Annotated in this window: 10 protein-coding genes; 5 read left to right on the top strand and 5 right to left on the bottom strand. The window is 31.9% G+C overall.

What is annotated here, in order from left to right:
- Positions 1–204 precede the first annotated feature (204 nt).
- From BUB83_RS08840 to BUB83_RS08820, 5 genes are all read left to right on the top strand, one after another.
- Positions 205–1,377: a cation:proton antiporter gene (locus BUB83_RS08840; protein WP_073338097.1), complete on the top strand. Its 1,173-nt coding sequence runs from the start codon at positions 205–207 to the stop codon at positions 1,375–1,377.
- Between the two features lie 12 nt (positions 1,378–1,389).
- The gene (locus BUB83_RS08835; RefSeq protein ID WP_073338096.1) at positions 1,390–1,734 is read left to right on the top strand and encodes a hypothetical protein; all 345 of its coding nucleotides are present in this window, start codon (positions 1,390–1,392) and stop codon (positions 1,732–1,734) included.
- 175 nt (positions 1,735–1,909) lie between these two features.
- Positions 1,910–3,004 carry a PfkB family carbohydrate kinase gene (locus BUB83_RS08830; protein ID WP_073338095.1) on the top strand — a complete coding sequence of 365 codons (1,095 nt, stop codon included), beginning with the start codon at positions 1,910–1,912 and terminating at the stop codon, positions 3,002–3,004.
- Positions 2,998–3,921, top strand: a complete 924-nt coding sequence (locus BUB83_RS08825) for a pseudouridine-5'-phosphate glycosidase (protein ID WP_073338094.1) — start codon at positions 2,998–3,000, stop codon at positions 3,919–3,921. Before BUB83_RS08830 ends, BUB83_RS08825 begins: the two co-directional genes overlap by 7 nt.
- 218 nt (positions 3,922–4,139) lie before the next feature.
- A complete protein-coding gene (locus BUB83_RS08820; RefSeq protein ID WP_073338093.1) occupies positions 4,140–4,634 on the top strand; it encodes a hypothetical protein in 495 nt (164 codons plus the stop codon).
- A gap of 38 nt (positions 4,635–4,672) precedes the next feature.
- On the opposite strand, the gene BUB83_RS08815 is transcribed toward BUB83_RS08820, so the two are convergent.
- From BUB83_RS08815 to BUB83_RS08795, 5 genes are all read right to left on the bottom strand, one after another.
- Positions 4,673–6,409 carry an NADH-dependent [FeFe] hydrogenase, group A6 gene (locus tag BUB83_RS08815; RefSeq protein ID WP_073338092.1) on the bottom strand — a complete coding sequence of 579 codons (1,737 nt, stop codon included), beginning with the start codon at positions 6,407–6,409 and terminating at the stop codon, positions 4,673–4,675.
- 21 nt (positions 6,410–6,430) lie between these two features.
- On the bottom strand, positions 6,431–8,326 hold the full coding sequence (nuoF, locus tag BUB83_RS08810) for an NADH-quinone oxidoreductase subunit NuoF (RefSeq protein ID WP_073338091.1): 1,896 nt from the start codon (positions 8,324–8,326) through the stop codon (positions 6,431–6,433).
- 18 nt (positions 8,327–8,344) lie between these two features.
- Complete coding sequence (locus BUB83_RS08805; RefSeq protein ID WP_073338090.1) at positions 8,345–8,821, bottom strand: NADH-quinone oxidoreductase subunit NuoE family protein; 477 nt, start codon at positions 8,819–8,821, stop codon at positions 8,345–8,347.
- Positions 8,822–9,199: 378 nt separating this feature from the next.
- Positions 9,200–10,936: an NADH-dependent [FeFe] hydrogenase, group A6 gene (locus BUB83_RS08800; protein WP_073338089.1), complete on the bottom strand. Its 1,737-nt coding sequence runs from the start codon at positions 10,934–10,936 to the stop codon at positions 9,200–9,202.
- A 23-nt stretch (positions 10,937–10,959) separates the two neighbouring features.
- Positions 10,960–12,843 carry an NADH-quinone oxidoreductase subunit NuoF gene (locus BUB83_RS08795; protein WP_073338088.1) on the bottom strand — a complete coding sequence of 628 codons (1,884 nt, stop codon included), beginning with the start codon at positions 12,841–12,843 and terminating at the stop codon, positions 10,960–10,962.
- Between the last annotated feature and the right edge of the window lie 15 nt (positions 12,844–12,858).

Here is a 12,858-nt window from a genome sequence, read left to right as displayed (position 1 = left end):
AATATAACATTATATTTCCTTTTATATTATCCTAAAAGAAGTTTTACTAATGTATAATATAGGACTAAGATAATATATGGGTTATACAATAAAAAGGTGTTTTATTTGTAAAGCAATAATATATAAGGTGGGCATAGTTTTAGTCCAACTTACTTTTTTGCGGTTTTAGCCTTTTGATATAAAAAAAGTAAAGGAGTATAGGGTATGAATTCGTTTATTAGTTTAGGTATTGCAGTAATAGTAGGAATAATTGTAGGACAAGTGACTAATCGATTTAAAATTCCAGCTGTTGCTGGGTATATAATTGCAGGATTGATAATAGGAATATCAGGTTTAAAGATAGTTGATTCCCAAGTACTTGAGAATCTTTCTTTTATCAGTGATTTTGCATTAGGTATAATTGCTTTTAGCATAGGAAGTGAATTAGAGGTATCTGTTATTAAAAAACTAGGCAAAACAATCTTTATTATAGCAACCTGTGAAGCATTGGGAGCATTTGTATTGGTTACAGCGGCTATGTTTTTTATAACCAAAGATGTACCTACAGCATTAATTTTAGGAGCTGTTGCTTCTGCGACTGCACCAGCTGCAACTTTAATGGTTCTAAAGGAATATAATGCCAAGGGTCCATTAACCAGTACTCTTTTAGGTGTGGTTGCAGTAGATGATGCCATATGTTTAATGATATATGCAATAGCTTCTTCAATTGCAAAAGTTTTTGTTAAACACGAAGAAGTTACCATGTATAAAATTTTATTTCATCCTTTAGCCGAAATCATTTTATCTTTGTCTTTGGGGTTTGTAATGGGAGTGATATTAGTTTTTCTTATTAATAAATCAACAAAAGGTAATGAATTACTTCCATATATAACTGGAATTATTATATTGAATATTGGGATTTCTTTAAAATTTGATTTATCACCTCTATTATCATCTATGACAATTGGTGTTATAGTGGCAAATGTTTCATCTAGCAGTAGAAAGGTTTTTTCAACTCTAGAGAGTTTTTCTTCGCCAATAATTGCAGCATTTTTTATTTTGGCAGGATCTAGATTGGATATATCATTACTACCTCATATTGGATTTGTGGGACTAGCTTATTTGATGTTTAGAATGGCAGGTAAGTTATTTGGAGCGAGTATTGGAGCAACAATCTCTAAAGCACCAGCTACTGTTAAAAAATATATTGGGTTTGGACTTTTTTCTCAAGTTGGGGTAGCAGTTGGACTTGCTATCATTGTTAGTCGAGAATTTCAGGGAACTCAGTTAGGAAGTTTAGTAATAACTATATTATTAGGAACTACAATTATTACAGAACTGATTGGACCTATGTGCACTAAAACTGCTATAATAAAAGCAAAAGAAGCTAATATATAAAGGGGATATTTTATGAATGCGATTTATTTGATATTAAATGATTTAAGTAAATTAGATGATGTTTTAGCTATTTTTTATGATAATGGATGTGGGGCAACTACTTTAGATAGCGTTGGATTGGGAAAAATACTTATAAATAATAAAGTTGATATTCCTATCTTTGCAGGAATGAGAAGAATTATTGAGGGGAATAAACCTTATAATAAAACTATAATAAGTATGATTAGGACAGAAGATAAACTTAGAGAAGTAATAGTTAAGATAAATAAAGAATTAGATTATGATAATAATCCAGGAGTAGGATTTATGTTTGTAACGCCTGTATCTGAATGTTATGGGTTAAATTTAGATGATTAATATTTCAATATTGATAAATTAATTCTAGTAAAAATTTACTGGAATTTTTCTTGTATATGCATATAAATTTTTAATAAAAAGTTTTTTATGTTTTATATTGAAATTTTGTTGATTGTTTGGTATTATACTTATAAGCTAATGTTTAGTGTATAAGCAAAAGTAAAGAGGTGAATAAATGACTAAGAGAGAAAGAGAAATTTTAGACCTTATAGAGAACAATCCCTTAATTTCACAAAAGGAGTTAGCTATTAAACTAGGTATTACTCGTTCTTCAGCAGCAGTGCATATAGCAAACTTGATGAAAAAAGGATATGTTTTAGGAAAGGGTTATGTTGTGCATAAGCATGATTATGTGACTATCATAGGAGGAGCGAATATAGATATACAAGGTTTTTCAAAGAATAAATTTATTTATAATGATTCTAATCCTGGTAGTGTTAATATTTCTTTAGGTGGTGTAGGAAGAAATATAGGTGAAAATTTATCAAAATTAGGAACTGAGACAAAACTTCTTACTGCGGTAGGGGATGATCTTTATGGTAAAAAAATCTTAAATGATGCAAAACAATATGGTTTAGATTTGAGCTACACTTTGGTAATGGATGAGGAAAGCACTTCTAACTATATGTGCATTTTAGATGAAAATGGAAACATGATAGCAGCCATTTCTAATATGGATATTTTTGATAGAATCAATGTAGATTATATTACAGAAAAAAGAAAAATAATTTCAAATTCAAGGCTATGCGTTATTGATACAAACATACCAGAGGATGTTATAAGACATACTGTTACCAATATTGATGATGTTGATTATTTTTTAGATACAGTGTCAACAACGAAAGCTACAAAAATTAAAGAATTTGTAGGATGTTTTCATACAATTAAACCTAATAAACTTGAAGCAGAAGTTTTATCAGGCATAGAAATAAATAACATAAGGGATATGAGAAAAGCGTCAGATTATTTCTTAAAAAAAGGGGTAAAAAGAGTTTTTATAACCCTTGGTGAAAATGGTATTTATTATAACGATGGAGAAAAAGAGGAAAGAATTAAGTCCCCTAGGATAAGACCAACAAATGTTACAGGAGCTGGAGATGCTTTTGTGGCGGGGCTAGCCTATTGTTATATGAATGATGAAGAAATAGAATATTCAGCTAGATTTTCTATGGCAGCAGCAATGCTGGCTATGGACAATCACAATACCATAAACCCTAATATGTCAAAAAATAATGTGATTAAAAAAATGGAGGAAACAGGATTATGTTAGAACAATACTTAGATATAAAAGAAGAGGTTTTAGATGCCCTAAAAAATAATAAAGCAGTGGTTGCTTTAGAATCAACAATTATTTCTCATGGTATGCCTTATCCGCAGAATGCAGAGACAGCTTTAGAAGTTGAAAAGATTGTTAGGGATAATGGAGCAGTACCAGCTACTATAGCTATACTTAATGGGAAATTAAAAGTTGGATTAACAGAGGAAGAAATAAGACACCTAGGTAAAAAAGGTTTAGAGGTAGTTAAAACAAGCAGAAGAGATATTCCTTTTGTTGTTGCTAAAGGGGTAGAAGGGGCTACAACAGTTGCATCTACTATGATAATTGCTGCTTTAGCTGGAATAAAAATATTTGCTACAGGTGGGATTGGTGGAGTTCACAGAAAAGCCCAGGAAACTTTTGATATATCCGCAGATTTAGAAGAATTAGCAAAAACAAATGTTGCAGTAATATGTGCAGGAGCAAAATCTATTTTAGATTTAGGACTTACTCTTGAGTATTTAGAAACACAAGGAGTTCCAGTAGTAGGATATAAGACAAAGGAGTTACCAGCTTTTTACACTAGAAGAAGCGGATTTCAAGTAGATTATAAAGTTGATTCTATAGATGAGTTAGCTTTAGCACTTAAAACAAAATGGGATCTGGGATTAAATGGTGGAATGGTAATAACAAATCCTATTCCAGAAGAGTTTGAAATGGATTTTGATACTATAAATAATGCAGTTAATGAAGCGTTAAATGAGAGTTTTGAAAAAGGAATAAAAGGTAAAGAGACTACTCCATTTTTACTTGCAAAAGTTAAAGAAATCACTGGTGGGGATAGTTTAGATTCCAACATTAAATTAGTTTATAATAATGCTGAATTAGCTTCTAAAATAGCAGTTCAACTTAGTGAAATAAGTAAATAATAATTAAAAAATTATAAAGAAAAGGTTTGTAACTTTTATGTTACAAGCCTTTTCTTTTTTTATAAACTCAAAACCCATAAAAAATGAATAAATTACATAATAATGACAATAATATAAGTATTATGAGAAAAAAATAAAACTAATTAATAAGTAAATTTTTACAAAATGTATGAAATTTTACTATGCTTTAAAGGATAGTAAAGAAAGAAGGAAAAGATATGAATGTGAGATCTATGGAAGAAACAGAAGCAATTGAAGCAGTTTTAGCTAAAAGAAAAATTTCGGGAAATTTAAATCTGAAGATTAAAAAAATTTATACTATTTTAAAGTTAAGCGTTCCAGAAGATGTTAGGGAATATTGTACTTTTCATTCTACAATTAGCAATAAAGAAGGAAATGTGAAAATGAAAATACATAATTACAGAGCTTTTTTACTTCCTTATGAAAAAAATAAAATTCAAATTATTTATCCTGTTAATAAGATAGAAACATTAAATTATATTTTTAGTAAAGAAAGAATAATGGAAATGCAAAATTTTTGTAGGTTTAATACTTTTCCATGTTATGTTTTATATTTAAAATTAGATGAAATCATGAAGTTTAAAGAAGAACATTGGGAGTGTTATCGTGATGCTTGCAGGTTAGCAGCAGAAGCTAAAATAACTAAAGAAGTAGAGGGCACTGTGGATGTTGACTGGAATAATAAAATTTAAAAGAACACAGCCCAGAGGACTGCGTTCTTTTGCTTTAATTATGAACGTTTTATATAGTGAGTATGAAGTAATTTGTGTGCTTTTTCTCCATAAGGCTCACCTAAATATTCATCATATAATTGTTTGATATATGGATTTTCATGAGATTTTCTTATAGTTTTACTTGAATCTTCACTGTAAATAGCTTTCATTCTTTTTTCAAGAATTGAAGAGTCACCATGAATATATGGTTGACCACCACCATCGATACAACCACCAGGGCAAGCCATGATTTCAATCAAGTGGTAATCAGCTTCACCAGATTGGATTTTTTCAAGCAACTTACGTGCGTTTCCTAATCCACTTGCGATAGCTACTTTAACTTCTAAGTCACCTACCATAACAGATGCTTCTTTTATTCCTTCAAGACCTCTTACAACACCGAAATCTATGTTATCTAATGGTGTTTTAGTTAACCATTCAGCAGCAGTTCTTAAAGCAGCTTCCATAACCCCACCAGTAACACCAAAGATAGTTCCAGCTCCAGTAGATTCTCCTAGTGGTGCATCGAAATCTTCATCTTCAAGAGAATTAAAGTCAATACCAGCTTCTTTAATCATTATAGCAAGTTCTCTAGTAGAAACTACTATATCAACATCTCTGAAACCATCAACTGTTAATTCTTCTCTTGCAGCTTCATATTTCTTAGCAAGACAAGGCATTACAGAAACAACTACTATGTCTTTAACAGGAATATTCATTTTTTGTGCATAGTAAGATTTTGCTATAGCACCAAACATTTGTTGAGGAGATTTACAAGAAGAAGGAATATCTAATAAATCTGGGAAGTCATGTTCAAAGAACTTAACCCAACCTGGACAACAACTTGTAAGCATTGGAAGTCTGCCACCATGCTCTAATCTATGAACAAACTCAGAAGCTTCTTCCATTATAGTTAAATCTGCTGCAAAGTCAGTATCAAATACTTGATTGAATCCTAAAGCACGTAAAGCGGCTGTCATTTTACCAGTTACTAAAGTTCCAGCTTCAAGTCCGAATTCTTCTCCTAAAGCAGCTCTTATAGCAGGCGCAGTTTGAACTACCACTGTTTTAGTTGGATCATTTAATACATCCCAAACATCAGATATATAGTTTACTTCTGTTAAAGCACCTGTTGGACAAACGGCAACACATTGACCACAGAATGTACATTTAGTTTCCATCATTGGAGCTTGGAAAGCAGGGCTTATTGTTGTTTCAAATCCTCTGTTTATAGCAGATAGAACGCCAACTGTTTGAACATCGTTACACATTGTTTCACATCTTCTACAAAGGATACATTTATCAAAGTCTCTAATTATAGAGTAACTTGTGTTATCTTTAGGATTGCTTCTTTTCTTACCTTGGTATTTAATTTTTCTAATACCTAAATCACCAGCAATCTTTTGAAGTTCACAGTGCATGTTTTTCTCACAAATCAAACAATCTTGAGGATGGTCAGATAGTAATAATTCTACTATTGTTCTACGTGCTTTAATAGCTCTTATAGAACTAGTCTTTACAACCATTCCATTTGCTACAGGAGTACAACAAGCAGGAGCTAGATTTCTTCTTCCTTCTATTTCTACAACACATACTCTACAAGAACCAGGATGATTTGTAGTTGTATCATCAGCTAAGTTTAAGTGACATAAAGTAGGAATAGTTATATTTAATTCTCTTGCAGCTTTTAAAATAGTTGTTCCTTCTTCTACTTCAACATTTATATTATTTATATTTAAAGTTACTAAACTCAATTTTTACACCTCTCTTTTGAATTATTTCTTTGTTATAGCGTCTACTGGACATGCAGTATAACATGCTCCACACTTAATACATTTAACTTGATCAATAACATGTAATTGTTTCACTTTACCTTCGATACAATTAACAGGACATTGTCTAGCACATTTTGTACAGCCAATACATTTATCAGTAATATCGTAAGTTAATAGATCAGTACATGTTCCTGCTGGACAAGATTTTTCATTTATATGAGCTTCATATTCATCCATAAAGAAATGTAGTGTGCTTAATATAGGATTTGGAGCAGTTTGACCTAGACCACAAAGAGATGTGTCTTTGATAGTTTGGCCTAATTCTTTTAAATCTGTTATATCAGATTTAGTTCCTTGACCTTTTGTGATTCTTTCTAATATTTCATATAATCTTCTGTTACCAATTCTACATGGAGTACATTTACCACATGATTCTTCTACAGTAAACTCAAGATAGAATTTAGCAATGTCAACCATACAGTTATCTTCATCAAGAACAATCATACCACCTGAACCCATCATAGATCCAATAGCTTGTAATGATTCATAATCAATAGGAGTATCTAATGAAGAAGCAGGAAGACATCCACCTGATGGACCACCAGTTTGAACAGCTTTAAATGCTTTACCATTTTTGATACCGCCACCGATTTCATAAATAATTTCTCTTAATGTAGTACCCATTGGAACTTCTACAAGACCAACGTTATTGATTTTTCCAGCTAAAGCAAAAACTTTTGTTCCTTTTGAAGTAGCAGTTCCAATAGATGAATACCACTCAGCACCTTTAAGGATGATTTCAGGAATATTTGCAAAAGTTTCTACGTTATTAACAGATGTAGGTTTGTCCCATAAACCAGATTCAGCTGGGAATGGTGGTTTGTATGTTGGTTCACCTCTACTACCTTCAATAGATCTAATTAATGCAGTTTCTTCTCCACAAACGAAGGCACCAGCACCATATTTTAATTCGATATCAAAATCGAAACCTGTACCAAATATATTTTTTCCTAATAGACCTAATTCTCTAGCTTGTTTCATTGCGATTCTTAATCTGTTGATTGCTAGAGGATATTCAGCTCTTATATATATGTAACCTTTAGTAGCACCAATTGCATAACCAGCAATTGCCATTGCTTCAAGAACACTGTGAGGATCACCTTCTAATATAGAACGGTCCATGAACGCGCCAGGGTCACCTTCGTCAGCATTACAAATGATATATTTTTGATCAGCATCATATTTTTTTGCAAAACTCCATTTTAATCCAGTAGGGAAACCACCGCCACCTCTACCTCTTAGTCCTGAATCAGATATTAATTTAATCAAATCATCAGAAGTCATTTCTGTAACAACTTTACCTAAAGCTTGATATCCTTTTGCAGCTATATATTCATCAATTTTTTCAGGATTGATTAAACCACAGTTTCTTAAAGCTATTCTCATTTGTTTTTTGTAGAAAGACATTTCATCTTGTCTTTTAACTTTTTGGCTTATAGTAGGTTCTTCGTAAAGAAGTCTTTCAATAGTTCTTCCATTAACTAAGTTTTCAGTAACTATTTCTTCAGCATCTTCTGGAGTTACTTGAACATAAAATATGTTATCAGGCTCTATTTTAACAACAGGTCCTTTTTCACAGAAACCAAAACATCCTGTTATTTCAACTGTTACTTCACCAGCGAGTCCAGCTTTTTCTATTTCAGTATTTAAATTAGAGATTATTTCATCTGCTCTTGATGATTTACATCCAGTACCACCACAAACTAAAATTTCTCTTCTACATCTTTTATTTTCATAAGATAGTTCTTCTTCATGAGAACATTCTCTTAGGCTTAACAATTCTTTATTTTTAGCATAAAGTTCTTTAAGTTCGTCAAAAGTTTTGATTATACTCAATTTTCTTACCTCCTAATCTTAGTATTCTTTAAGAATATTTTTTACTTGAGCTGCTGTAGTTACATGACCAATTACTCTTTCGTTCACTGTAAGAACAGGAGCAAGGCCACAAGCACCTATGCATCTAAGTACGTCAATTGTAAATTTGCCATCTGGTGTAGTTTCGCCAGCTTTTATTCCTAATTGCTTTTCGAATTCTTTTACGATTTCTCCAGCACCTTTTACGAAACAAGCTGTACCCATACAAATGCTTATTACATGTTCACCCTTAGGCTCAGTTGTAAAATAAGAATAGAATGTAATTACCCCGAAAATTTTTGATACTGGGATATTTAATTGCTTTGATACAAATCTTTGTACTTCTTCTGGAAGATAACCAAAAATATTTTGAGCTTTGTGCAATACTTCAATTAAAGCACCTTGTTTATCTGGCATCTCGTTTATGAATTTTTCCAATTCATCAAATTTTTCTTTTACTAACTCATTAGAACACACTAATATATACCTCCTTTATTATAATATAAGATTGATAAACATCATTTTCTAACCCAAGAAAAGATATTAAACACAATTTTACATAATGCTTGTACTGAATACACAGAATACGGTTACTTGAAAAGATATAAACCATACTTTGTTATATTTTTATCAGCCACTATATATTATACAGTAAAAACACTTAAAAATTAATAGAAATTTTTAAATTTATAAAAAAAAAATACGAAATGTGTGTAAATAACTGCAATTTAATCTTTTAATATGTAACTTTAAACAAATTAAGAAAAAGATAGATGGATAATTCATCTATCTTTTGGAAAATAATTCCATTAATTAACAATGCTAATAAAATCCGTAATAAACATATAGATTTACTTATATTTTTTCTCTAGGAGTATAGTGAGTATGAAGAAGATTGTGAGCTTTTTCTCCTCCAATTTTTCCCATGAATTCTTCGTACATTTTTATCACAGCAGGATTTTCATGAGATTTTCTAATAGCTTTGCCTCTATCCTCTGTATATATAGCTTCCATTCTTTTTTTCACTATATCAATATCACCAAAATGATATGGCTGTCCGCCACCATCTATGCAACCACCAGGGCAAGCCATTATTTCAATAGCGTGATAATGTGACTCACCAGATTGTATGGATTCTAATAATTTTCTTGCATTTCCTAGTCCATGAGCAACACCAATTTTTATATCTTCACCATTAATGTTTACAGTACATTCTTTAAGACCATCTAAGCCTCGGACCCCATGGAATTCTACTTCATCTAAAGTTTCTCCAGTAAGCCATTCATAACTGGTTCTTAATGTTGCTTCAATTACTCCACCGGTAGTACCGAATATAACAGAAGCTCCTGTAGATTCACCAAGTGGGTGATCAAAATCTTCATCAGGTAAATTTTTGAATTCTATACCAGCTTCTATAATCATATCAGCAAATTCACGAGTTGTTATTACTAAATCTACATTTTTTGATCCTTCATGAGTTAGTTCAGGTCTTACAATTTCATATTTTTTCGCAATGCAAGGCATAACTGAAACAACAACGATTTTGTCAGGGTTAATGTTTAATTTTTCAGCTAAATATGTTTTTGCAATAGTGCCAAAAATTATATGTGGAGATTTACAGGTGGATGGTATATCTAATAAATCAGGGAATTGATGCTCTATAAATTTAACCCAACTAGGGCAACAACTTGTGAGTATAGGTAATCTACCACCATTTTGAAGTCTGTCAATGAATTCATGAGCTTCTTCCACTATAGTTACATCAGCAGCAAAATCAGTATCAAAAACTTTTTTAAATCCAAGTCGTTTTAATGCAGAAACCATTTTACCTGTAACAATAGTTCCAGCAGGCATACCAAACTTCTCTCCAAGTGCAACACGAACGGCAGGAGCAGTTTGAACTATTACATATTTTTCGGGGTCAGATAAAGCTTCCCATACTTCGGATTTATGAGTGACTTCTGTTAAGGCAGCTGTTGGACAAACTTGAACACACTGACCACAAAAAGTGCACATGGTATCTAACATAGGCAAAGAAAAAGCAGGGGATACAACGGTCTCAAAGCCTCTATCTACAGCAGAGAGTATACCGCATGTTTGAACTTCATTACACATGGTTTCACATCTTCTACACATGATACATTTATCTAAATTTCTGTATAAAGCACCACTTGAAGAATCTTTAGGGTAATTGGACATTTCACCTTCGTATCTAATTTTACGTATTCCCAATTCCGCTGCTATAGTTTGAAGTTGACAGTGAGTGTTTTTTTCACAAACTAAACAATCAGTTGGGTGATCAGATAATAAAAGTTCTACCATAGCACGTCGTGTTTTTATAGCTCTTAAAGTATCGGTTTTTACAACCATTCCTTCTGATACTTCTGTAGCACAAGAAGGAGCTAAATTTTTACGACCTTCAACTTCTACTACACACACTCTACAAGAAGCAGTTCTATTTACCATTTTTATATCATGTAAATCAAGATAGCAAAGTGTTGGAATATGTACACCTATAGATTTTGCAGCATCTAAAATTGAAGTTTTTTCTGGGACTTTGACTTTGAAACCATTTATAGTAAGATTAATCATTTTATTAATCCTCCTTTCTCATACTATTTTTTTGTAATTGCATCAAACTTACATCTGTTAAAGCAAGCACCACATTTAATACAAATATCTTGGTCAATTAAGTGTACTTGTTTTACAGTGCCAGATATGCAATTAACAGGGCATACTTTTGCACAAGCTGTGCAACCGATACATTTTTCGGGTAATATATAATATTTTAATAAGTTTGTACAAACTCCTGCAGGACATGATTTATCTTTAATATGAGCAACATATTCATCATAAAAAAAGTTTATTGTGCTAAGAATAGGATTTGGAGAAGTTTGACCTAAACCACATAAAGAAGCATCTTTAATCATGGTGCCTAAATCTTTTAAATCTTGTAAATGTTGAAGTTCACCTTTACCCTCAGTTATTTTAGTTAGTATTTCATAAAGGCGTTTATTTCCTATTCTACAAGCAGTACATCTTCCACAGGATTCATCTACACTAAATTCTAAATAAAATTTAGCAATATTCACCATGCAATCTTCTTCATCTAGGACAATCATTCCACCAGAGCCCATCATTGAACCAATGGCAGTTAAACTTTCATAATCAATTGGAGTATCTAAATAATCTACAGGAATACACCCACCAGAAGGACCGCCTGTTTGAACGGATTTAAATTTATTATTATTTCTTATTCCCCCACCTAGCTCATATATAATTTCTCTAAGGGTGATACCCATAGGAACTTCAACTAAGCCCACGTTATTTATCTTTCCAGCTAAAGCAAAAACTTTAGTTCCTTTACTTTTTTCTGTTCCTATAGAATTAAACCATTCAGAACCTTTTAATATAATTGGGCTTATATTAGCTAGAGTTTCTACATTATTAATGTTAGTTGGTTTTTTCCATAATCCAACTTGTGCTGGAAATGGCGGTTTAACAGTTGGTTCTCCACGACCACCTTCTATTGAATTAATAAGGGCAGTTTCTTCTCCACATATAAAAGCACCGGCACCATATTTTAAATCAATATGAAATGAAAAATTACTTCCTAGTATGTTTTCTCCTATTAATCCTAAATCATAAGCCTGTTTCATAGCGATTTTTAGTCTTTGTATAGCAAGTGGATATTCTGCTCTTATGTAAATATAGCCTTTATTAGCTCCTATGCAGTATCCAGTAATAGCCATAGCCTCAAGAATAGAATGAGGATCTCCTTCTAATATACTTCTATCCATAAAAGCTCCAGGGTCACCTTCATCTGCATTGCAGATTACATATTTAATATCTGATTTTGATTTTTTTGTGAATTCCCATTTTAGTCCTGTAGGAAAACCACCACCACCACGTCCTCTAAGCCCACTAAGTTTTATTCTATTAATTGTTTCATCGGCAGACATAGATTCTAAAACTAATCCTAATGCTTCATATCCTTGCATTGCGATAAATTCTCTAATATCTTCTGGGTTAATAAGTCCACAATTACGCAAAGCAATTCTCATTTGTTTTTTGTAAAAAGGGAGATCAGTTTGTTTGAGTAAGTTTTCACCAGATTCAGGACTTTTAAATAAACACTCTTCTACTAAATTCCCTTTTAAAATATGCTCTTCAATGATTTTTTCTGCTTTTTGGGCAGTTACTTCAATATAAAAAATATTTTCAGGCATAATTTTTACAATTGGCCCTTTTTCGCAAAAACCAAAGCACCCAGTAGAAATAACTTTAACCTTTTCTTGCAGATTGTTTGAAGATATGGTTTTTTCTAAGGCTTCAATCACCTCTAAACCACCAGAAGCATGACAACCAGTTCCACCACAGACAAGAATATCAATATTACTAGTCTGTGGTTCGAAATTTTCTGATAGTCGGTTTTGGATTAATTTTTTATATTCTTCCTTTAAAGAGTTTAATTCCTTTAAGGATTTTACTTTAGACATATCAATCCCTCCATG

This window comes from Clostridium grantii DSM 8605, from assembly GCF_900129965.1.
Taxonomy (GTDB): domain Bacteria; phylum Bacillota; class Clostridia; order Clostridiales; family Clostridiaceae; genus Clostridium_AF; species Clostridium_AF grantii.
This window is presented reverse-complemented; position numbering and strand designations above follow the sequence as displayed.